17 protein-coding genes, 1 tRNA gene and 1 pseudogene are annotated in these 22,768 nt (G+C 39.2%); 9 read left to right on the top strand and 10 right to left on the bottom strand.

All coding sequences use genetic code 11. The features are described 5' to 3' along the window. Positions 1 to 18: 18 nt before the first annotated feature. Both pfkA and J4N25_RS08775 read right to left on the bottom strand, forming a co-directional pair. A complete protein-coding gene (gene pfkA / locus J4N25_RS08780; protein ID WP_207421822.1) occupies positions 19 to 993 on the bottom strand; it encodes a 6-phosphofructokinase in 975 nt (324 codons plus the stop codon). 158 nt (positions 994 to 1,151) lie between these two features. After that, positions 1,152 to 1,916, bottom strand: a complete 765-nt coding sequence (locus J4N25_RS08775) for a biotin--[acetyl-CoA-carboxylase] ligase (protein ID WP_207421821.1) — start codon at positions 1,914 to 1,916, stop codon at positions 1,152 to 1,154. Between the two features lie 44 nt (positions 1,917 to 1,960). Between J4N25_RS08775 and rsfS the strand changes: the two genes are divergently transcribed. The 3 genes from rsfS (at position 1,961) to J4N25_RS08760 (ending at position 5,194) form a co-directional block, all read left to right on the top strand. Further along, entirely contained in the window at positions 1,961 to 2,335 is a 375-nt protein-coding gene (gene rsfS / locus J4N25_RS08770; RefSeq protein ID WP_207421820.1) for a ribosome silencing factor, read from the top strand. A gap of 33 nt (positions 2,336 to 2,368) precedes the next feature. Beyond that, entirely contained in the window at positions 2,369 to 4,459 is a 2,091-nt protein-coding gene (gene ftsH / locus J4N25_RS08765) for an ATP-dependent zinc metalloprotease FtsH (RefSeq protein WP_207421819.1), read from the top strand. Positions 4,460 to 4,558: 99 nt separating this feature from the next. Further along, positions 4,559 to 5,194, top strand: a complete 636-nt coding sequence (locus tag J4N25_RS08760; protein ID WP_207421818.1) for a LutC/YkgG family protein — start codon at positions 4,559 to 4,561, stop codon at positions 5,192 to 5,194. Positions 5,195 to 5,261: 67 nt separating this feature from the next. Here the strand turns inward: J4N25_RS08760 and J4N25_RS08755 are convergent, their stop codons facing one another. Together J4N25_RS08755 and J4N25_RS08750 are read right to left on the bottom strand one after the other, a co-directional pair. Then, positions 5,262 to 5,813, bottom strand: coding sequence for a C40 family peptidase (locus tag J4N25_RS08755; RefSeq protein ID WP_207421817.1), 552 nt, complete (start codon positions 5,811 to 5,813; stop codon positions 5,262 to 5,264). 313 nt (positions 5,814 to 6,126) lie between these two features. Further along, positions 6,127 to 6,411, bottom strand: coding sequence for a hypothetical protein (locus J4N25_RS08750; RefSeq protein ID WP_207421816.1), 285 nt, complete (start codon positions 6,409 to 6,411; stop codon positions 6,127 to 6,129). 349 nt (positions 6,412 to 6,760) lie between these two features. Here J4N25_RS08750 and J4N25_RS08745 point away from each other — a divergent pair. The 3 genes from J4N25_RS08745 to J4N25_RS08735 all read left to right on the top strand — a co-directional run bounded on the left by J4N25_RS08745 (position 6,761) and on the right by J4N25_RS08735 (position 9,784). After that, positions 6,761 to 6,834 (top strand) — tRNA-Pro (locus J4N25_RS08745). Between the two features lie 322 nt (positions 6,835 to 7,156). Then, positions 7,157 to 8,389 (top strand): site-specific integrase, encoded by a 1,233-nt coding sequence (locus J4N25_RS08740; RefSeq protein WP_207421815.1) that lies wholly within the window; start codon positions 7,157 to 7,159, stop codon positions 8,387 to 8,389. Beyond that, positions 8,390 to 9,784, top strand: a complete 1,395-nt coding sequence (locus tag J4N25_RS08735) for an ATP-binding protein (protein ID WP_242695837.1) — start codon at positions 8,390 to 8,392, stop codon at positions 9,782 to 9,784. 606 nt (positions 9,785 to 10,390) lie between these two features. Here the strand turns inward: J4N25_RS08735 and J4N25_RS08730 are convergent. The 4 genes and pseudogenes from J4N25_RS08730 to J4N25_RS08710 all read right to left on the bottom strand — a co-directional run bounded on the left by J4N25_RS08730 (position 10,391) and on the right by J4N25_RS08710 (position 13,713). After that, complete coding sequence (locus J4N25_RS08730; RefSeq protein WP_207421814.1) at positions 10,391 to 11,389, bottom strand: energy transducer TonB; 999 nt, start codon at positions 11,387 to 11,389, stop codon at positions 10,391 to 10,393. 167 nt (positions 11,390 to 11,556) lie between these two features. Beyond that, positions 11,557 to 12,455, bottom strand: a pseudogene (locus tag J4N25_RS08725) (DUF5712 family protein). Positions 12,456 to 12,633: 178 nt separating this feature from the next. Further along, on the bottom strand, positions 12,634 to 13,440 hold the full coding sequence (locus tag J4N25_RS08715; protein ID WP_207421811.1) for a BfmA/BtgA family mobilization protein: 807 nt from the start codon (positions 13,438 to 13,440) through the stop codon (positions 12,634 to 12,636). Positions 13,441 to 13,443: 3 nt separating this feature from the next. Next, entirely contained in the window at positions 13,444 to 13,713 is a 270-nt protein-coding gene (locus tag J4N25_RS08710) for a helix-turn-helix domain-containing protein (RefSeq protein WP_207421810.1), read from the bottom strand. A gap of 218 nt (positions 13,714 to 13,931) precedes the next feature. Here J4N25_RS08710 and J4N25_RS08705 point away from each other — a divergent pair, with 218 nt between their 5' ends. The 3 genes from J4N25_RS08705 (at position 13,932) to J4N25_RS08695 (ending at position 19,879) form a co-directional block, all read left to right on the top strand. Beyond that, on the top strand, positions 13,932 to 17,078 hold the full coding sequence (locus J4N25_RS08705; protein ID WP_207421809.1) for a DEAD/DEAH box helicase: 3,147 nt from the start codon (positions 13,932 to 13,934) through the stop codon (positions 17,076 to 17,078). 34 nt (positions 17,079 to 17,112) lie between these two features. Further along, on the top strand, positions 17,113 to 18,855 hold the full coding sequence (locus J4N25_RS08700) for an ATP-dependent nuclease (protein ID WP_207421808.1): 1,743 nt from the start codon (positions 17,113 to 17,115) through the stop codon (positions 18,853 to 18,855). Between the two features lie 76 nt (positions 18,856 to 18,931). Further along, positions 18,932 to 19,879, top strand: coding sequence for an HNH endonuclease (locus J4N25_RS08695; protein ID WP_207421807.1), 948 nt, complete (start codon positions 18,932 to 18,934; stop codon positions 19,877 to 19,879). A gap of 900 nt (positions 19,880 to 20,779) precedes the next feature. Here the strand turns inward: J4N25_RS08695 and J4N25_RS08690 are convergent. Further along, entirely contained in the window at positions 20,780 to 21,835 is a 1,056-nt protein-coding gene (locus J4N25_RS08690) for an MAC/perforin domain-containing protein (protein WP_207421806.1), read from the bottom strand. A 113-nt stretch (positions 21,836 to 21,948) separates the two neighbouring features. After that, on the bottom strand, positions 21,949 to 22,551 hold the full coding sequence (locus J4N25_RS08685; RefSeq protein WP_207421805.1) for an HD domain-containing protein: 603 nt from the start codon (positions 22,549 to 22,551) through the stop codon (positions 21,949 to 21,951). Positions 22,552 to 22,768: the final 217 nt, after the last annotated feature.

Below are 22,768 nucleotides of genomic sequence, written 5' to 3'. Positions count from 1 at the left end.
CCCGTTAATCTCTAATTCTTAGAGTGACAGAATATCTACTATTCGTAAAAGGTTTGGATTAATCTCAGAAATATGTTTAATCGCATTATGAAAAGGCGTAAAATGAATAGCATTATTTACAACACCCACCATTTCTCCTTTATGACCGGCCAATAACGCATCTACCGCAGCAACGCCGAGCCTGCTTGCTAAAACACGGTCCATGCAGGTAGGGCTACCACCTCTTTGTATATGACCCAGGATAGACAGGCGAACATCATATTTAGGAAAACGCTCTTTGATCTTCTCTGAAACCTCTAAACCTCCTGCATGTCTTCCCTCTGCAACCATAATAATACGAGAAGACTTGTACGTCCGGCTTTCTTCCAAACGGCGGAAAAGCTCTTCAATATCGGTTTCAGATTCCGGGATTAAAATAGCTTCGGCACCCGACCCAATTCCACTCCTTAAGGCAATCAGTCCCGAGTCACGCCCCATCACTTCTATAATAAACACGCGTGCATGCGACTCAGCCGTATCACGAATCTTATCCACAGCACTAATCACATTGTTTATAGCAGTATCGTAGCCGATGGTATAATCGGTACCGATCAAATCATTATCAATTGTGCCCGGTAAACCTAAAACCGGCAATCCGTATTCTTGAGAGAAAACATTAGCACCCGTAAAGGTCCCCTCCCCTCCAATAACAACCAGGGCATCAATTTTAAACTTCTGAATATTTTCAAAGGCAGCCATCCGGCCTTCAGGCGTTCTGAAAGCAGCACTTCTTGTAGTCTTTAAAATGGTTCCGCCCCTTCCTATAATATTCGAAACAGACTTCCTGTTCATCGGAACTAATTCACCGGCAATCAGTCCCTCATAACCACGCATTACACCGACAACATTTAAGTTGTGGTACAAACTCGTACGCACTACCGCACGGATAGCCGCGTTCATTCCGGGAGAATCTCCCCCCGATGTTAAAACACCTATTGTTTTAATTTCACCCATGGCAATAAAACTGTTGTAGAAAGCTCAGACAAATCTCAGGTTACTGCAGGCGCCTGAACCTTTATTTCTAAATAATATAATCCGAACCAACCCGATGGAAGTTCGAAGTGCAATGATATTAAATTTTTAGTGTATAAAGTACACTTTCATAATCTTATTTAAATAATAAAACTGAGCTCTTTAGATGAAAATTTGCGTCTTTCCCCCCCAATATCAAGCACGAGTCTGCCAGCCTCATCCACCTCACGAATTACTCCCAGTACTGGCTGTCCGCCAATCTCGAAAAAGTGCGGCTCACCGAACCGGAAAAGTCGCTGTAAATACTCCTCTCTATGCCGATCATTATGTTTGTTTAAGTCGAGGTATCTGCTTTCAACCGCCTTGCAAAAATCCAATAACAACAACTTCAATTCATAGTTTTGTCCAGTAATCTGCTTAAGAGAGCTCACGTTAGTTAAAAGGGGATCAAACTCCGTCTGATTTACATTCAAGCCAATCCCTACAATTGAGTTCTTCATTCGCTTACCCTGCAGTGAATTCTCGATCAGGATTCCTCCTATCTTCTGGTTTCTGTAATAAATGTCATTTGGCCATTTTATTTTCACCTCCTCGCCAATAATTGGCAACAGAACATCGTTAGTAGCTAAACTTATAGCAATATTGAGTTCGAATTGATTTTCAGGGGATATAGAAGTGGGAAAAAGGAGGATACTGAAAGTTAAGTTTAAACCAGGCAGACTAAGCCATTTGTTTTGCGATTGTCCGCGGCCGGCAAATTGTTCTTCTGCCATTATTACAGTACCTTCAGGAAATGGCGTAGATTTTGCCAACTCTCTCTTTAAATAATCATTGGTAGAATCAATTCGTTCTAAAACAACAATTTTTTGTCCAACAATTAATCTTGAAAAAGTGTTAATTTGCAAAAGAGCGGAGTTTTATTAAATTCATCCAAAACTAATTTTTTTTAATGGTAAAAAGTAAAACAATTAACGAATCAACTTTTATTTCAGAACTTGTTATACATGGCATACAAGAGAAAAAAGGGAACGAAATAGTAAGATTAGATTTAAGAAATATACACAGCTCCGTAGCTGATTATTTTGTCATTTGTCACGCAGAATCCTCTACACAGGTGAGAGCAATCGCATCAAGCATAGAGGAGGAAGTTTTTAAAGCATCTAAACAAGGTCCTGTACGTGTAGAAGGGCTGGAATATGGAGAGTGGGTATTACTGGACTATGTGGATGTTGTAGTACACGTCTTCAAGACAGATAAACGCCAATTTTACGGGATAGAGGAATTGTGGGGAGATGCTGAAATGCAGTTTTATAAAAGTGCGTGATCACAACATTCTAACCCGGTTTAATTATAAGAAATGAAAGAGAAAAAAGCTGATAACTTTAAGAAAACAATAAAAAAGCGCTCAACTAAAAAGATTGTGCCTAAGCCTCCTAAATTTAATATCATGTGGCTTTACGCTGCAATTATTATAGGGTTGTTTGCGGTACAATACTTCTTCAACGGATCGAGCGCTAAGAAGATTAACTATCAGCAGTTCGAAAGCCAAATGCTAAGGCCAAGGGACGTTGAAAAGATAATTGCCTACAAGAACAACGACCTGATAATGGCCGAGGTTTATATCAAAAAAGACAGGTTAAGTCAACCCAAGTATGCCGACGTAAATAAAGAAGAGAACTTCAGCATGTCAGGAACAAGCCCTCAGTATTTTTTTACCGATGGCTCTTTTGATGCCTTGCAGGCGAAGCTAAGAGAAGCTGAAAAGGATATTCCATTAGAGCAACGTACCCCGGTAAGCATAGAATCAAGAGAAAACTTCTGGGCAAGCTGGTTTATGTCAATTATCCTTCCGGTACTTCTTTTAATCGGCTTTTGGGTATTCATTATGCGTCGAATGGGCGGCGGTGCAGGTGGAGGCGCAGGGGGTCAGATCTTCAACATTGGAAAATCAAAAGCGACTCTATTTGATAAGGAATCACAGGTAAACGTAACGTTCAATGATGTTGCAGGCCTTGAAGAAGCGAAGCTCGAAGTGATGGAGATTGTGGATTTCTTGAAGAACCCTCAAAAGTACACTAACCTTGGAGGTAAGATTCCTAAAGGAGCACTTCTTGTTGGTTCTCCTGGTACAGGTAAAACTTTACTTGCAAAAGCAGTTGCCGGAGAAGCACAGGTACCATTCTTCTCACTGTCAGGATCTGATTTCGTAGAAATGTTTGTGGGTGTGGGAGCTTCCCGTGTTCGTGACTTATTCCGCCAGGCTAAAGATAAGGCTCCATGTATCATCTTTATAGATGAGATCGATGCAATCGGTCGTGCTCGTGGAAAGAACAACATTGTAGGTGGAAATGACGAGCGCGAAAATACGCTTAATCAGCTCCTTGTTGAGATGGATGGTTTTGGCACTGACTCAGGGATTATCATCATGGCAGCTACAAACCGCCCTGACGTATTAGACTCTGCGCTACTTCGTCCCGGACGTTTTGACAGGCAGATCTCTATTGATAAACCAGATTTAGTAGGTCGTGAACAAATCTTTAAGGTTCACCTTGCACCAATAAAGTTATCTCCTGAAGTTGATCCTAAAAAACTATCGGCACAAACGCCGGGATTTGCTGGGGCAGAGATCGCCAACGTATGTAACGAAGCAGCCCTTATAGCTGCACGTAAGAATAAAGAGGCGGTAGATATGCAGGACTTCCAGGATGCAATTGACCGTGTGATCGGAGGATTAGAGAAAAAGAACAAGATCATATCTCCTGAAGAGAAACGGATAGTTGCTTATCACGAGGCAGGTCACGCAATTGCTGGTTGGTTCCTGGAGCATGCAGACCCATTGGTTAAAGTTTCAATTGTCCCTCGCGGTGTTGCAGCCTTAGGATATGCACAGTACCTTCCAAAAGAGCAGTTCCTATATACTACAGAACAGCTTATTGATGGTATGTGTATGACAATGGGGGGCCGTGTTGCTGAAGATCTTACATTCGGTAAAATCTCAACAGGAGCCCAGAACGACCTTGAAAGGATTACGAAACTTTCTTACGCTATGATCACTCTTTACGGTATGAATCCAAGAGTTGGTAATATTTCCTTCAACGACCAGCAAGAGCAGTTTAATAGGCCCTACTCTGAAAAGACAGCTGAAATGATCGATGAGGAAGTAAGAAATCTAATCAATTCAGTATATGCAAGAACTAAACAACTATTAACCGATAAAGGTGAAGGTTTAGAAAAACTTGCGCAAAAACTCCTTGAGAAGGAAATTCTATTCCAATCCGATCTTGAAGAGATCTTAGGTAAACGCCCGTTCAATCACCGCACTACTTATGATGAGTTTGTGAATGGTGATGATAGTGGTAACCAAAGGCCGGTAGCTGAAAATCTTCACCCGGAGCCAGTAAGCGACGCTACTGATCCTCTTAAGAGTACACAATCGAACGATTTATAATATTTAATTTTATAAGTTCAAAGAAAAAGCCTCGAATTTTCGGGGCTTTTTCTTTGAACTGAGATTTCCAAAAACGACTTTTGCACAATGGCCAGAGAGATGAAAGAAACTACTGCTAAGGAAAGAATGCTGAAAAAGATAAGGAAGGCATTACTTGAAAAGAGAGACAATCCCTACCCTAATCTTGAAGAAGCACCTTTATATGAGGCCTATGACGATTATCTTGAGGTACTCTTTGCTGAACAACTAAGTCTGGTAGCGGGCAAATTCGTATTCTGTGAAGATGAGATCCAGCTTATTGAAAATCTGTTGCTACTTGCCGACGAAAAGAGCTGGAGAAGAATTTATTGTTGGGAACCTCAGTTACAAGAGATGCTCACCCAATATGAATTTCCTTTTTATAAGACGGATAAAGACTTTCTTCAGGCTGAGGTTAGTATTACCCTTTGCGAATCTCTAATCGCCAGGAATGGTACTGTATTGGTGTCTAATGCCAATGCCGCAGGAAGAAGGCTAGGTATTTACCCTCCACACCACATCGTGATCGCATATACCTCTCAGTTAGTACTAGACCTAAAGGATGCTTTGGCAAATTTAAAAACAAAATATCAAGATAGACTGCCGACCATGATATCTGCGGTAACTGGCCCTAGCCGTACAGCAGATATAGAGAAGACATTAGTTCTGGGTGCACACGGACCTAAAGAGCTGATCGTTTTCCTCCTTGAAGGCTAGAACAAATATCAGCTTAATAAAAAAGCCGTCTTCCGACGGCTTTCTTTACTTTTAAATATTTTTAAATCTAGTTCTCTAACTTTTCTCTTAGTGATTCAATCAACCGGCCACCTTTATAATAATAACGCTTCCAGTAAGCTTCATTAAGGTTGCTGATCATTACTCCCCTGCTACTTGATGCATGAGCAAACTTATCATCTCCGAGGTAAACACCAACATGAGAGATTGATTTACTATTAATCTTAAAAAATACCAGGTCCCCTTCCTTTAACTCTTCCTTGTTAACCGGATTTACCATGCTGAAGATGTTCCTGGAATTGTTTCCTATTACTGTATTGAATACTTTGTCGTATAACTGATAAGCAAACCCCGAGCAATCAATTCCTTTTTCAGTATCGCCACCCAATCTATAGGGAGTGCCTAACCAGTCGTACACAAATTGATACAATTTTACGTTCGACGTAGCAGAAGCAGCAATTCCCATTATTTGAGAAAAATAATCCTTTGCTAAATTATCAGGATCAGCTGTACTTTTTTCTGAACTTTTCTTCGTTGTTTGTGCCTGGGAAGACACACTCAATAATACTAGTAGAAAACCTACTATGAATTTTTTTCCCATTCTTAAACTCGTTTACAGTTAAACAACCTTACTTATAAACGCCCTCTTTGTCATAATATGACCCGAGCACCGCAAAAATATAAAAATAAATGACCAGCCAAAGGCTTCTTTATTTTTTAATGACCTCTAACAACACAAAATTGGCAAAGGTTTTGACTTATCTTCCTCTTGGGATTTAAGTCTACGGTGCAAATTTGCTTAGGTTACAATTAAAAGAAGTTTATCAGGAAGCAAGATCCTGCTAGTTAAAGAATTAAGAATCCTCACTCATCAAGTAGAAAATATTTTTTTCGAATCCCCTTTTCAAAAAAAATTATTGCTCCAATAAGGTTTGAGCTACCGCCCGGCTTATTCCATCAACCCAATGAACATTGCCCTTACTATTAAGTTTACAGGTTAACAAGCCATATTCATCTTTTTTACATTGAATGATCACACCTTTCTCCTTCACGAAGACTTGATAGTCATTTGCAGACAACTGTGTAACGTACCCATGTAGAATAAGCCCGTCTACCCCTCTATACCTGACTGTAAACGAATGATTGAGATGGCCAAAGAGCGCAGTAGTCTCCCTAATGCCAAGGTAACTGTTTTTCATAGTGCATTTAATTTGATAGAATATGTAAAGATAAATCTTTCATTTACTAAAACAATTACTTTTAAGAAAAATATTTAACACTACAAAGAACTTCCCAATACCTAAAGCTATACCGAATAACAGCAAGATAAAACAACTACGGTTGAAAATAAAATTGACAACAGAGATACGGCTATTGCTAATTGAACTCTTACACTCATGACTCAAGAAAATTGTGTTTATACTAAGACGTAGACTATAAGCGATTTGTAACACCATCCTGCATTTTTATTTTAATTTCTTTCACGGAAACCGCAGCATAATTTTCGATATAATCAGAACGCTTTATATATTTGGATTCTCAATTCCACGGGATGTAGCGTAGCCCGGTATCGCGCCAGCATGGGGTGCTGGAGGTCGTCGGTTCAAATCCGGCCATCCCGACTTTTTTGATAGCAAAATACACTAAGAGCCCTTAAATCTATGATTCAGGGGCTTTTTTAATGCTTTTTTGAGTCATTTTATCCATCCAAAACCAAACTCTAGGTGACCTATTCGGTGACCTAATTTGATTTTCTATTTTCGAGGTCACCAGAAAGGGTTTAAACAGCTATATGTCAGCTATTTAGGCGAAATATTTTCTGACTTTTTTTGGTCCATTTTAAGTCCTTTTTCAGGCCCTACTAGGTGACCTTTTCAGGGGCTTAGTGTACCAAAAGATCTCAAAAGATCTCAAAAGATGCAGTTCTGGATTAAATAGAAAATTATGAATACAGTATCAAACAGATTCAGCGTAGCATTTTTGCTGAGAAACGGAAAAGCAGATGAAGACGGCAAAGTGCCAATTTATGCAAGAATAACCGTCAACGGCAGACGGGTCGAATTATCGGTAAAAAGATATATTGATCCTAAAAATTGGAACCCCGGGAAAGGGATGGCGAAGGGAACTAAAGATGAACTAGCACAATTAAACAACTACCTTCAACGCTACCGTGCAAAGATTACGGAATGCTACCAGGAACTGTTCCTGCAAAAAAAGCTCATTACTCCCGAGCTTATCCGAGATATGTTTATGGGTAATGACCAGCTAGAGTTTACGCTTTGCAAATTGATGGATTACCATAACAGCCATCAGAAAGAGGCGTTGGAATGGGGCACTCTAAAAAACTACTTCACCACACAGAAGTACATTAAAGAATTCCTGAAAAAGAAATACAAGACATCAGACAAATTCCTGTCTGAGCTTTCTTACAAATTCATTAAAGACTTTGAGTACTACCTGCGTCATATGAAAACACCTTTGGGGGAATTTGCCCTAAGCAACAATGGAGTGATGAAACATCTTGAAAGACTACGTAAAATGATCAATCTCGCTCTACAGATGGAATGGATCGATAAAAACCCCTTCCTTGCCTACAGATTGAAATTTGAGAAAGTGGACCGGGATTACCTAAGCAAACAAGAACTTGCTAAAATAGAAGCCAAAGATTTTGAAATGCCCAGGCTTGAGTTAGTAAAAGATCTGTTCATCTTCAGTTGTTATACAGGCTTGTCCTATATTGATGTTTCAAACCTTAAACGAGAAAACATTGTAACCGGAATTGATGAGGAGAAATGGATCGTTACCAGCCGGCAAAAAACAAACACCGCAGTTAAAATGCCCATCCTACCCAAAGCTTTAGCCATCCTTGAGAAATATGCTGATCATCCAAAGTCCTTAGCGGACGGTACACTACTACCGACTTTCTCAAATCAAAAGTTAAACAGCTATTTAAAAGAGATTGCAGATCTATGTGGAATTAAAAAGCATTTAACCTTCCACACAGCCCGACATACGTTTGCCACTACTGTTACCCTAAGTAATGGCGTGCCAATAGAGAGTGTAAGTAAGATGCTTGGTCATACTAAACTTGCTACCACTCAAATTTATGCACGAGTACTGGAAACTAAACTTAGTGATGATATGGCAGCTTTGAAAAAGAGGCTGGCAGAAAGATAAATGAAGTTTGAAATTACAGGAGAGCTAATTTTTAATACTTTAGTCTCTCCTGATATCATAATATATTCCATGGAGCAAGAAAATCAAAACATAGAGTGGAAGGAATCCTGGCGGGATGAATATCTGAAATGGGTTTGCGGCTTCGCTAATGCTGAAGGCGGAGTAATATATATTGGTAAAAATGATAAAGGAGCAATCTCTGGGGTTCAAAACGCAAGGAAACTTTTAGAGGATATTCCCAACAAGGTTAAAGATATACTCGGAATAATTGTTGATGTTAATCTACTTCAAGAAGAGGGAAAAGAAATTATTGAAATCAAAACAGAGCCTTACCCTTATCCTGTAAGTTACAAAGGGGAATACCATTATAGGTCAGGGAGTACTAAACAGGAACTGAAAGGAGCTGCTTTAGATAAATTTCTATTGCAAAAACAAGGACGGACATGGGATGCTGTACCTATTCCGGGAGTTGATTTAAGCGATCTAAAGCTAGAGACACTACAGCTGTTCCGAAAAAATGCCGCTAATAGTAAAAGGGTAAACGACGAAGTCCTTTCAGATACCGACAGCGTCCTTATTGAAAATCTACACCTTAACGAGGACAAATATTTGAAACGGGCTGCAATCCTCTTATTCCATCCAGAACCCGAGAAATACGTTACTGGCGCATATTTGAAAATAGGCTTTTTTAACAGCGATGAAGACTTGCGGTACCAGGATGAAATCCACGGTAACCTATTTGAGCAAATTGAAAAAGCGTACAACTTAATTCTCTCTAAATATGTAACCGCGAATATCCGTTATGAAGGCACAAGACGTATCGAAGAATACCCATTTCCTGAAGGAGCAATAAGAGAAGCGTTATTGAATGCTATTGCACATAAAGATTATAGTAGCAGAATTCCTGTACAGATTAGCGTCTACGATCATAAGATTATTTTTTGGAATGATGGTCATTTACCGACAAACTGGACTGTCGAGAAACTAAAGACAAAGCATCCGTCCAAACCCTTTAATCCAGACGTAGCCAACACCCTCTTTAGGGCAGGGTATATAGAATCTTGGGGAAGAGGTACCATAAAGATTATTCAGGAATGTTACTCCCGTAACCTGCCTCCACCAATTTTCAGTCACGAACCTCCGGACTTTCAAGTTATCATCCATCGGTATTCGAAAGAATCATTAACTAACCTGCGCGAACCTTTGCAGCAGATAATTCTATTTGTTCAACAAGAGGGATCTGTCAATAATGCAAAAGTTCAGCAGCTATTAAACGTAACAAAACGAACAGCTAGCAGATATCTGGCGGAATTAGAAGAAGAATATATAGAGAATACCGGGACCAAAGGACCAGGTAGTAATTATGTATTTAAGAAATATGGAATAAAAAGCTAGCACTGCTGGTCCCGGTACCAAATAATAAGAACACAATAGCTAGCTAGTCTTTAAAGATTAACAACAGCACTAACTTCAAATAATGGGGACACTATAGGGACACAAATAACCAGTTAGCCGTAAAACTAACAACAGCACTAGCTTCAAATAATGGGGACACTATAGGGACACAAATAACTAGTTAGCCGAAAAACTAACAACAGCACTAACTTCAAACAATGGGGACACTATAGGGACACAAATAACTAGTTAGCCGTAAAAACTAACAACAGCACTAACTTCAAATAATGGGGACACTATAGGGACACAAATAACTGTTTAGCCGAAAAACTAACAACAGCACTAACTTCAAATAATGGGGACACTATAGGGACACAAATAACTAGTTAGCCGAAAAACTAACAACAGCGCTAGCTTCAAATAATGGGGACACTATAGGGACACAAATAACTAGTAGCCGAAAAACTAACAACAGCACTAACTTCAAATAATGGGGACACTATAGGGACACAAATAACTAGTTAGCCGAAAAACTAACAACAGCACTAACTTCTCATAATGGGGACACTGTAAGACACAAAATCTCCAGCATTATACATGAATAATCTACTTGCACCATTTTTGTAATAATTCCTTGCCTGTACTATCTCCCAACTGCTGAATCAAATTCAAATCCTTACAAGCACCTTCCTTGTTGCCCAACTCATACTTACATAAAGCACGCTTATAAAGCATTTCAATATTAGTAGGCAACTTTTCAAGACCCTTATCAAAAAAATAAAGCGCAGCCGTAAAATCATTTTCTTTCATAGCCTTGCTACCCTTCATACTATAATCCATAACAGGTAACATTGTATTTGAAGAAAAATGGTGATACTCCTGCTTCATTTGAACTGCTACCGCTTTTCCATTTAACTTTGCAGGCTGCCAATTATCTTTAGTCTTATTGAAATTCTTGATGATCTTTTTATCAAAAGCCGGGCTAAAGCTCTCAATAATCTTTAAACTATCTGCCCGGCCATCTTTTCCTACAATGTAGGTAGCAAAAAAATAAAGATTTTCAGAAGGCTGTGAAGGCACCCCCTCTTTTAATACATCAAAATAATCTCCACTTCCATTATAATATGGGTAGAGCTTGTCATTGGCAATATAAACAGTATCAACACCGGCAACTGCAAGAATATTATCCGAGGACGGAACAAAGGACTTCTGGTAAGAGGACTCAGGAACAAAAAACAGGCGAATACAATCCTCGCCTTGGAAATACACACTGCCGTTTTGCAATAAGACAAGCTCAGCTTCAGTAGCCTTTTCCACTATAAACTCATTCACTACAAATCCAGCATCAGAATTCATCTTAAAATGATTGTCAGAAAATTGATAAGCAAACGAAGTTCCTTTACTCTGATAGGATGTTGAAACATTAACCCTACCCTTCTTGGCAAAATTATACCTGATATAATTATATTTAAGTGGATTTGACTCTTCTAACTCAGCGTTATCCCGATACACTGCATTAACTTTTATCCATGAACCACTCCATTGGGCATTTGAAGACTGAAATTGTACGATAAAGCAAATAAGAAATAACAAGATCTTGTGCATAAGGCTTCTAACATTGAACAACAATCTTCAATATTACTAATTTTCAGAACCATCTCACATGTTCAGTGACTGATGTTCAGTTAGAAAACAAGAAAGGAGCCGGGAAATACCCCTAGCTCCAGTGTCAAATTTTATAAAAATGATTTTTCTTTTTTAGCCAGTCTAAGCTACCTTGTCGGTCCCTTAAATCTTTTCCTTTTCCTCTTCATGTCCTCATCTTCCGAATAATTACTGCCAAATCCGCCAAAAAGAGATTCCAAGGCATCGTCAAGATAGCCTCGCATTTTCGAAGGAGCCGCAATTTCCTCCACTTCTTGTTCCGGGACAGGATTAAGTTGCTCTTGCTGAGCTTGCAGTCGCTCGTTCAGGTCTCCATTCTTCATTGCATTTTTGTAGCTAAAAGATTCTTCAAGACCTCGGTCGAAACTAAACTGAAGGTCGAACAGTCGTTCTCCGCCAGCAATAAAAGCCTTTCGATCAAACTCGCCCATCTTTCTCGAATGCTCTGCATTGCTCCCCCTTGAGTTATTTAAAGGACTTAGCTTAATTTTATTGGTAATATCCTTCCGACTTACCATTACCTGCACATGCATTTGGTTTCCCTCCTTCCTTTCTCCTACCCTCTTCATACCCTGTTTTACTTCCCGGTCTTTCGGTGAGAAGTAGCGATTGTATTCTACTTTTCCAAACCAAAGTAAATCACTGCTGCTTGAGATCCCCGGGCGTTTAAAATTCCTGGCATATTGATCCATTACGTTAATGGCGTATTCTTTCAGCTTCTCAGGTAAAGCCTCTCTTCCAAACACGTCTTCAAGATGCTTTAACTCTTTCCACTCGGACTAATATTAATAAGAAAGAACTTTGCATCATTGGTTCCTAAACAGGCTATATTATTATCCAGTAAGATTCGCGCTTCCAGGGATAAGATATCTCTCCTCTCATGATTAAAAAAACACTCGTGCCGTTTATTTACCGGATCCCGGTTTTCTTTATCAAGATAGTTGACCAATTGGGCCGAACTACCTTTATTTCCTCCTGTTTCACTGTTTGTTATGTTGATGTGCATAAATAGATAGTGATATAAATAGATAGATAAGTATTCCGCTATAGATATAGACAGCTTGAGGACTATGTAATGAGATAAACATATATTCTGATACACAACTAGGCAACTATTCATATAGCCAACGAAATGGATATACAGATAGCCAGATAGCGGACTAAATAGCTAGCCATATATTTAGTTACAATTGCATAATCTCCCGCTTAAATCTGGATATGAGCTCCTCCTTGTCTTTATCCTTGCTGAAGACGGTTAAGCTTTCTCGCTCCTTGATATACCGCTCCAGAATCCTAATGAACCGCTCCTTAAGCGCTGCTTTAGTTTCCAGGCTTGAAGAAATGAGTCGAAGAACTGATTCTACCTGTGCAACTTTTTGGCTCTGAAGATTAACCTGATTTAGCAACTGCTGATTCTGAGGCAATAATTGCTTATCTAAAAAATTAAGTAATAGACCCTGATCCCGAGTCAGCTTATCTACGGCGAGCAACGTTGGCATCAGCAATTCCTTTTCTTGCTGCTTGATCATTCCTGCGTAACGCTTGAACCCGTTCATAAAAGTACTTTTCAAAAGGTCATCGTTAATGTCGATAGGATCCTTTTTGGTATGATAGAAATACTCAACCATTTGCTGAAACACTGTAAGCTTTGCTCTGCCAAGCTTTTCGGCAAGACTTGTCAGCTTATTATCTGTTTCTACCGGGAAGTGGATGGTTTTTACATTGAGGTCTTTCATAGTAGAGAGTAATGTATACCGGCTTGTATACAAAAAATAGGGTTTGGAATTATCTGAAGCAGGAGATGTATACCCGGAGTATACATCAAAGCCTCTTTGCAGGGCAATAGAGGCAGAAGAGTAGGACCTTGTCCAACTCCCTCTTGCTATAAAACCCCGTCCAACCAACAAACCTATTTCTGGCTTACCTAAAAGCTTAAAAGAAGGATCAGAAAAGACAGGAAAGATAGTTTTCAAAGTTAGCGCTGTTTTCATAGCTTACTTTCCTCCTCCGTTCTCTAATAATCTAATTACATCTTCATACTTGTAATACATCAAGCCTCCAATCTTGGTATAAGCAAGTGTTCCATTCACACGAAGGTTTTGAAGGGTTCCCGGAGAGATCTTTAAAAGCTTTCGAACTTCATAACTCTTAAGCCAGGGACTAGGAGCAGTTCCGGGTTTAATTTTTAAGCCTTTGATCAGATCGAACAATTCTGCTTTGAATTGCTGCAGATCTTCTTTCGTCAATAAATCGTTTAAATCCATAATCATTTGTTTTAAGGTGATTTGATGGATTCAAAAGAAAGATGTCGAGAGTGATTTATTGGGTTGGTTTATGGGTGGGTACTAAAAGTTTTCCTTGATTGATTAGAATGAATAAGTATAGAAGAATTGCGTTAATCATTAAAAAACAAGTTTTTGATACAGAATAATAACTTACATTTGAAATAGCGGCATTTAACCTTAGTGCTCGCAATTTCTGTATGATGAAAACGGAGCTCGGCTTATACGAGCAATTGATTAATAAACTTTTTTACAATAAACTTCAGACCATAACGAATGAAGATTTTTTTATCAAGACTTCTGTTTTAGATAAGGAAGAGGCTGCCCGTTACTTAAGTCAGTATTTATCAGAAACTATACGCTTCGCTTTAAGCGAACTAAAAGGAGATGATAGTCTACTGAAACAGGTTGAACTGTCAAATAAAATCATACAGGTATTGATTGAAGAACTTCCTAAGTTGGAAATCTCAAATAACCTGCTGGAAAGCGGCGAAGTCCTTCAAGCGGTATTTTCAAAGCTTGATTCTCCCTTTACTAATTTTGGAGAACGACTTAAGCAGATTACACCCTATACCCGCTTATCACAAAGTGAATTATTCACAGGAAATAATGTAGGCATCTCTCTTGAAAGCGAAATCAGAAAAGAGATTCTTTCCTCGGACGAAATTTACTGGCTGGTATCATTTATTAAATACTCGGGGATCAGAATATTTAAGGAAGAACTGGAAGAGTTTACGAACAGCGGTCGCAAACTGAAGATTATCACTACATCTTACATGGGAGCCACCGATGTAAAAGCTGTAGAGTTTCTTTCAGGATTAAAGAACACAGAAATAAAAGTATCCTATAACGGCGATCATGAGCGACTTCATGCCAAGGCATATTTGTTTTTAAGGAACACTGGCTTTCATACCGGATATATAGGTTCTTCCAACATTTCACGATCAGCCTTAACCAACGGCTTAGAGTGGAATTTAAAGGTTACGACACGAGAGATCAATCACATAATCGATAAGTTTAAGAAGACGTTTGAGACTTATTGGGAAGATAAAGAATTTGAATATTACCAGGCTGGCAGGGATACGGAGAAGTTAAGTAAGGCCTTAAGGTCGCAGAAGATTCAGGACAAGTCGGGCATTGCTAGCTTTTTTGACTTAAAGCCATTTCCATATCAACAAGAAATATTGACTAAGCTTGAATCAGAAAGGCTAGTTCACCATCGGAATAAAAACCTCATTGTAGCAGCAACTGGAACGGGAAAAACAGTCATCTCCGCCTTCGACTACAAACAATTCAAAACGAATAACCAACGGGCGAGACTACTCTTCATTACGCACACGAAGGAAATTCTGGAACAAGCACAGGAAACATTCAGACATATACTCCGGGATGCGAATTTTGGAGAATTATGGGTAGACGGAATGGAACCGAGCAATTTAGAGTACGTTTTCGCGTCTGTACAGACCCTTCGAAATCGGATAGAAGACTTAAAACTTGGTGATGATTTTTATGATTTCATTATCATTGATGAGGTACATCATGCTCCGGCCAATAGCTACCGCTTTATTTTCGACCGATTCTTGCCAAAGGTTCTTTTAGGTTTAACAGCTACTCCAGAAAGAATGGATGGCGAAGATGTACTGCGGGATTTCTGTAATACCATCGCGGCTGAAATCCGGCTCCCGGAAGCCATCAATAGAAAGTTGCTTTCTCCTTTTCAATATTTTGCGGTTTCTGATTCTGTGGATATTTCGCAGGTAGCATGGAAAAACGGCCGCTACGATATAAATGAGTTAACAAGACTTTATACAGCGGAAGACAGAAGAGTAGCCGAAGTACTTGAGAACTGCGAAAAGTATTTGACAGATCTGCAAGATGTGCGAGCATTAGGATTTTGTGTTAGTCAGGCTCATGCACAATACATGGCAGAGAAATTTACCTTGGCTGGCTTAAAGTCAGACTGGCTGACAAGTAACAGTCCAGGAGATCGAAGTGACGTACGCCGTAGATTAAGAAGCAAAGAAATAAATTACCTTTTTGTGGTTGATATTTTCAATGAGGGTGTAGACATTCCTGAAATTGATACCGTCCTCTTCCTCCGACCAACCGAAAGCTTAACAATCTTTCTGCAACAATTAGGTAGAGGATTAAGACTGGCAGACTCTAAAGAATGTTTGACCGTTCTCGATTTCGTAGGTAATGCGAATGCCCACTACGACTTCGAGCACAAATTCAGAGCCTTAGTTGGTAAAACGCATACTTCGATAGAGAAAGAGATTGAAGATGAATTATCACATCTGCCACTTGGTTGTTCTATAATTTTAGAAAAGAAAGCTAAAGAGGTAATACTTAAGAATATCAGGCAATTAATCGGTTTTAACAGGAACCAATTAATTGCTAAGATCAAAAGCTTTAAACTAAACTCTACATTACCACTAACCTTAAAGAACTTCCTGGAATTCAACCATCTGGAACTACCGCTTCTTTATAAAAAAGGAAGCTGGAAAAGACTTTTAGCAGCAGCAGGAATAATAGAAGACTTTGCGGAGCCACAGGAAAAAGAGTTAACCAGACTAATGACGCAGCGTTTGATTCAGTGCAATTCCTATAGCTACCTGACTTTTATTAAACGTTTAATCAGGGATGAATGGGAAGTATTAAGCCCAACAGCAGAGGAGGAAATAATGCTTTTGATGTTTCACTACGATCTTTGGAGAGAAGCAGGACCCAAGCTTGGATACAAAAACCTAACAAAAAGCCTTTCAGTACTTAAAAGTAACCCAGTAATGGTTTCGGAAATGGATGAGCTCCTTGATTACTTAATCGATCAGATTGATTTTGTTGAGAAAGACATTAAACTTCCTTTTCCTACTCCACTTAAACTACATAGCCGTTATAATCGCGACCAGATTCTTGCTGCTTTAGGCCTTCATACTTTCGAAAAGGCTTCCTCCAATCGTGAAGGTGTCGCCTTGAACAAGGAATTAAATGTTGAGGCTTTATTTGTAACGCTAAAGAAATCAGAAAAGGAATATTCTCCTACTACGCTTTATGATGACTATGCCATTAATGAACATCTTTTTCATTGGCAATCTCAAAACGCTACTTCGCCTGAATCTCCAAAAGGACAGTCCTATCTAAAGCATCAGGAGCTGGATAAGAGTATCCTGCTTTTCGTACGAGAGCAGAACGACGATGAGTATGGAAACACCATGTCCTACGTGTTTTTAGGAGATGCAAACTTTATGAAATCAAGCGGCTCCAAGCCGATGAATATAGAATGGAAATTAAATGAACCTATGCCGGCTTATTTGTGGAAAGAGAGTGGGAAGCTGGCGGTAGGGTAAGATGAACCCAAGAATTATATAAAAAGGCCTATATATGCTAAAAAAATTTACTCTTGAAAACTTTAGGTGCTTTCATAAGACGGAAATCACCTTCAGAGAGCTTAGTATAATAGTGGGAAAGAATAATGCGGGCAAATCCACTATTATTGAGGCCTTGCGGATATTGTCCTTAGTTGTAAACAAAGCGCGTAGCACTCACTATTTAAAGAGTCCAGAATGGCTTGGATTTGATGATGACGTATTAGGGATTCAACCGTCTATCAAAAATCTAGATATTTCGTCACAAAACATATTTCATATGTATGGTGATCCTCCAGCGAAAATATTCGCAGAGTTTGATGACGGGCTAAAAGTTCAGATTTTTGTCGGAGATGGAGCAGAGCTATTCGCAACTTTGACAGCTGCTGATGGGAAGCCTATAGAATCTAAAAAGTTTGCATCTCATGTTGGGCTACAAGAAATAAATATTCTACCTCAAATTACTCCTTTATTAAAGCATGAGTCTGTAATACGAGAAGAAACGGTGCAAAGAAATCTAGCGACCAATTTGAGTTCACGACATTTCAGGAACCAATTGAATTACTACCCTAAAGCATTTCAAAGATTTAAGGATCTATCTGAGAAGACTTGGCCTGGACTGAGTATTGACAGTAGTATCACGAGCGCTAGAACACAAGGCGATTTACTGCTATTTGTGAGGGACAATCAATTTGAGGCAGAAATTGGTTGGATGGGACAAGGATTACAAATGTGGTTACAGACTATGTGGTTTCTATCTCGGTGTCCTAGCGATTCTACTGTGATACTTGATGAACCTGATGTGTATATGCACGCAGACTTACAGCGACGACTAATTAAACTAGTTAAAAGCCATTTTAAACAAGTTATTGTCGCCACACATTCAGTGGAAATTATGTCCGAAGTAGAAGCGGAAAATATCTTACCTATAAGTAATAGCAAGCGAAAGCAGGACTATGCTAATAAAGCACCGATAGTACAAAAGATTATAGATCAAATAGGCAGCGTACACAATTTAGAAATAGCGCGGCTTTTTTCTTATAATAAGTTCCTAATTGTCGAGGGAGAAAGAGATGATGTAAAAATGCTTTCTATTTTGCAGTCTAAGATTTTTCCAGACACGTTCGAGCAATTTGATATATTGCCGAAAACCTTTGTTCAAGGATGGGGAGGCTGGCAAAGGGTCATAGGCTCTCACAAGGTGTTTAAGGACAATCAAACAAATATTAGCACCTACTGCATTTTCGACTCTGACTATCACACTATTGAAGAACAAGAAGAAAGGATAAGAGAAGCAGAGGTTCAAGGAATCAATCTTCACATCTGGAAAAAGAAGGAAATTGAGAACTACCTACTGGTACCTAGTGCTATTGTTCGACTCTGTAGAGCTCGAAAGAAAAATATTGAGTTGGATGAATCTAGCATTTCCACTGCAATAGACGTGATCTGCGAACAATTGAAGGACGACGTAATTGACAACTTTGCGACTGAAATAAGTCACAAGGACAGCAAAAAGGCATTAAAAAGTGCGTATCAAGAGGCTAGACTCTATGTGAACGGCATCTGGGGGAGCGATAAATGGTCTAGGGCTTCTGGGAAAGAAATTTTGAGTAGGTTGAGTATGTGGCTGGCCGAGAATCATAAAGTATCTGTAAGCCGCTTTGCAATCGCGAGGGAGATGAAACTAGCAGAAATATCGCCTGAAGTTGTCGAATTAATCACGACGATAGAAAATCGAAGAAATATAAAATATGCTTAAATTTTCTACTTGCTTGAGATTATAGCTCGAACGCTTATCAACAGTCATAGCAAACTGGAAGAACACCACTAAAACTTTGAATCCATTTCTCACCAAACTCAACCGTCTCAACCGTGCAAATACCGCCTACGGAAAGGCTCCTCATAAACCTGTTCTCCTCATTTCCATCATTGAGCTAATTGAAAAAGGACTGGTAACAGAAAACAGGGTTTATGTAACCACAGATCTGGTTGCGATATTTCAGGAAAACTGGAGGTTGCTGGTAAACACGATGCATCAGCCTGATTTTACCCAGCCCTTCTACTACCTGCAAAGCGATAAGGTAGAGGGCCAGCAAATCTGGTTTCTTCAGGCGAAGCTGGGTTGTCAGATCAATGCTCATATTAAGAGTGTAACGCGACTGTCGGAAGTATTGGAATATGCATACTTCTCAGAGACACTCTATCTTCTTCTAACTGATCCGGTGTCCCGGAATATCATAAAGTCTGTTCTGTTAGATACTTATTTCCCCGACACTAAGCAGCATTACATCCAAAGCAAGCAGAAGGGGCAAGGCTACATCCATGACCTGGAAAGCTTCCTGTTAAACGAACCGGAAGCCGAGTATCGAACCATTCAAATAGAAACAGAAGAAGATGTCTTTGTAAGAGGCGGCCTGTTTAAAAAGCTGGTACCAAAAGTATATGACTCAACTTGCAGCTTCACCGGAATGCGACTTGAATCTACCTTCGGTCATAACTTTATTGATGCCTGCCATATCGTGCCCTTTAGCATCAGTCATGATGATAAGGTGAATAACGGCATTGCGCTCTGTCCAAACCTGCATCGTGCTTTTGATCGTGGCTTTGTTTCCATTGATACTACTTACCGAATTATCGTTTCTTCCCATGTTGCCGAGAACGATCATCACCCCTATAGCTTGAAGCAGTTGGAAGGCCGGAAGATGCGCTTGCCGTTTGGAACGAGATACTACCCTTCACTGGAGAATTTGGACTGGCATCGCAAAAACATATTCAAAAGGTAAGCTCTACTATATGATGAATCCATCTGCTCAATCAATCTTTTATAGTATACTAAGTAGTTGTATCAGGAAAAAAAAGGAGAACCTTATGGCCCTCATAATCCTAACTTTTTTTGGTGTCTATTTTACTTCAAAATACAATAGGAATGCTGAATGCTTTAATAATGGCAAGAAAACACAGGTACTTGTAAAACGCAAGTATTATTCAGGTACCAGAGTATCAAAAAAAACTTTAGAGGTAAGTTTTGAAGATTGTCGTACATCTCTAGAAGTTTCAGACTCCCTATTTACGCATACTAGTGCTGGAGCAAGAATTACCTTAATAGGGTTTCGAGATAAATGTACCTTTTGTGAACCTAAACGTCCCTCAGCTTCTGATAGGTATGTCGGCTTGGCCTTCTTTTGCCTTGCATTAATCTACTTAATAAATCTTTTCTTTAACTTCCTTCCAACGTGGGCTAGTGATTAAGCATTAGCTGAAAGCCTAAAAACTTTTCAATTATAAGCTGAAGACCATAGATTTTAATCATTTTTTCGTCCTTCGAACCCAACATCCTATCTTTGCATGAACTCGTTCATTGAGATCATCTTCAGTTTAAGCAAGTCTTTTTAAAATTAAACTAAAAGGCAAAAAACAAAAGGTGACCTATTCGGTGACCTTGAAAAGAAGAATTGGATAAAACATTGTAGATTAAGGCATTAAAAGCTAAAAACTAAGGGCGGCCATCCCCACTTTTTATTTGATACCAAAATGTACTAAAAGCCCTTAAACCTATAATTTAGTGCTTTTTTATGCCGTGAGTTATTTCCCTCAAAAATTGCCGGGAAGAACTATAAATGATACAGCATCCGGGAGTGCTGGGACTAAAACTGTTAGAGATAAGATGACTGCTAAAACATTCTTTATCTCACTAGGATCGCAGCATTTGCCGAAAGATATTCGTCGAAGTAGGATTTAACTTCTTTCTGTTTAACGGGATCAGAAACAAATTCATAAATCGGCTGGACGTTCTGAATGTTTACCAGCTCCGCCTGTTCGTTTTTGAACAATTTAATCCATTCTCGATGGTCAACAGTAGTGACTTTAGTTACAGGATCAACAGTTACCTTAATTAAGGATGGGTCACCCCCACTGGCCTTAAAACTTATTTTTTGAGCATAATTTCCAGGCGCCGATTTGCTGTTTGAATAATCAAGATAGCCTGAAAAAGAACCAAACGTCTTAGCAAGAGCAATTGTAAATCCCTGTTGGGCGGCTTTTTCCCAATCAGGATTGGTTGTTTCTGACTGGTACATTACTGTGAACTTAGAGCCTATATTTATCCGCGTTAATACGTGTGTTCCATACTTCCTAATTATCTCTGAGGGGGTCTTTGTCTGAATATCGGATCCAAAGCTTGGTGTCAGGATAGAATCTAGGGAACCATAATTAAATGATAAAAATCCTATCGTCCTTTTTTCGCAGGATCTACCATAAATATATTTGCTCTTGAAAGGATTATTATCGGAAAAGTAAGTATTAATTTCACCCTTAAAGTACTTTTTACGCTCCTGCTCATTCATATTGAAAAATCTAAGATCCATCACATCCATCGAAATTTGCCTGGCGAGCTCCTCGGCATTGTTTGTCGTCATTATATTAGTTTCAGTAGAAGTATGCTTCCCTACCACTACCCTTGTAGGTTGTAGTCTCTGTAATTTCGCTATATCCACAACAGATCCTCGGACAGCGGAAGAATCGCTATATTCTCCCGTTACGTCATAGCCGTAGCCGAGCAAATGAAACTCTCCTCGCCGAGGAGCATTATTTTTCTCTAATGTCAGATTTTTAACTGCAATAGAATCATCAGTTAATGGAGCTTCCCCTGATGTTATTTCTTCTGTTTGGATTTCTTCTCTTTCACAGGAGACAAATGCGATACATAGAATAAAGCTTAGGTAAAATAGTACAGATCTCATAGTTTAGATTATTTCAGTACTAAATTACGAATTGTTTTTAGAAGCTCAATTTTCCATTATACTTTTCGCAGGCACTAAATAAAAAGGAACATTAATATTCAAATTAGTAGAAGCTAACCTATCCCTTTATCATCTAATATCCCATTCTCCCTACTCTCAAAAAGGAGCTTCTTAGTAAACTCCCAAACTTTCTCTGAACCCTTTCCGATAATACCCTTCTTCTCAAGCACAGTTTGATAATCAACATTGAACTCTTTCCAGGTTCCTCCGCCATTAGAAATATTCTGGAGTATTGGCTCAAGGTTATCTACAGCTCGCGCAAACAGAGCTTCCGGGGTTTCTGCTGCCTCGAACTCTCTCCATATAGTTATGAATTCTAGGGCTTGGTCTTCCGGAAGCAGCCCGAAGATCCTTTCGGCTGCTTTTTCCTCTGCAGCAGCGTTGTCTTGTCGCACTAAAGAATCAAAGAAAAATACGTCTCCTGCATCAATTTCTACAATATCATGCAACAACAGCATCTTCAGCACCTTTAACATATCCACTTCCTCATTCGAGTACTCCGCTAACACGAGAGCCATCATTGCCAAGTGCCAGCTATGCTCAGCATCATTCTCATGCCGCTCGCTATTAAATAATCTTGTCTTCCTGAAAATATACTTAATCTTATCAATCTCGTGGATGAACGACATTTGTTGTAAGAGACGGTCAAACTGCATAATGTTCTTTCTTTGTCTTGAAAGCTCCAATACTAGTAAATTATCTTTCAGGGGAAAGAATAAAAAATAAGTTCGTGAACGTCAAAGACAAGGCCTTAAAGGGCATGATTGTATCTGCTTGAATTTCATTATTGCCGGTTGTTTGATCTGTTATATCCCTACCCGTAAATCTAACATAGTAATTTGTCAAAACTTTCGCAGAAGGTTTTCAATGTGA

The sequence above is a fragment of the Desertivirga brevis genome (assembly GCF_017355835.1).
Note: the sequence above shows the minus strand (reverse complement) of the source record. Positions and strands in the feature narration are given on the sequence as shown.

Bases quoted from the DNA above. Each gene is read 5' to 3' on its own strand.
- J4N25_RS08760 (WP_207421818.1), top strand. From the start codon at position 4,559: ATGAAAGAAACTACTGCTAAGGAAAGAATGCTGAAAAAGATAAGGAAG.
- J4N25_RS08685 (WP_207421805.1), bottom strand. From the start codon at position 22,551: ATGCAGTTTGACCGTCTCTTACAACAAATGTCGTTCATCCACGAGATT.
- J4N25_RS08715 (WP_207421811.1), bottom strand. From the start codon at position 13,440: ATGAAAACAGCGCTAACTTTGAAAACTATCTTTCCTGTCTTTTCTGAT.
- J4N25_RS08755 (WP_207421817.1), bottom strand. From the start codon at position 5,813: ATGGGAAAAAAATTCATAGTAGGTTTTCTACTAGTATTATTGAGTGTG.
- J4N25_RS08690 (WP_207421806.1), bottom strand. From the start codon at position 21,835: ATGAGATCTGTACTATTTTACCTAAGCTTTATTCTATGTATCGCATTT.
- rsfS (WP_207421820.1), top strand. From the start codon at position 1,961: ATGGTAAAAAGTAAAACAATTAACGAATCAACTTTTATTTCAGAACTT.
- ftsH (WP_207421819.1), top strand. From the start codon at position 2,369: ATGAAAGAGAAAAAAGCTGATAACTTTAAGAAAACAATAAAAAAGCGC.
- J4N25_RS08750 (WP_207421816.1), bottom strand. From the start codon at position 6,411: ATGAAAAACAGTTACCTTGGCATTAGGGAGACTACTGCGCTCTTTGGC.
- J4N25_RS08710 (WP_207421810.1), bottom strand. From the start codon at position 13,713: ATGGATTTAAACGATTTATTGACGAAAGAAGATCTGCAGCAATTCAAA.
- J4N25_RS08735 (WP_242695837.1), top strand. From the start codon at position 8,390: ATGAAGTTTGAAATTACAGGAGAGCTAATTTTTAATACTTTAGTCTCT.
- J4N25_RS08705 (WP_207421809.1), top strand. From the start codon at position 13,932: ATGATGAAAACGGAGCTCGGCTTATACGAGCAATTGATTAATAAACTT.
- J4N25_RS08740 (WP_207421815.1), top strand. From the start codon at position 7,157: ATGAATACAGTATCAAACAGATTCAGCGTAGCATTTTTGCTGAGAAAC.
- J4N25_RS08700 (WP_207421808.1), top strand. From the start codon at position 17,113: ATGCTAAAAAAATTTACTCTTGAAAACTTTAGGTGCTTTCATAAGACG.
- pfkA (WP_207421822.1), bottom strand. From the start codon at position 993: ATGGGTGAAATTAAAACAATAGGTGTTTTAACATCGGGGGGAGATTCT.
- J4N25_RS08730 (WP_207421814.1), bottom strand. From the start codon at position 11,389: ATGCACAAGATCTTGTTATTTCTTATTTGCTTTATCGTACAATTTCAG.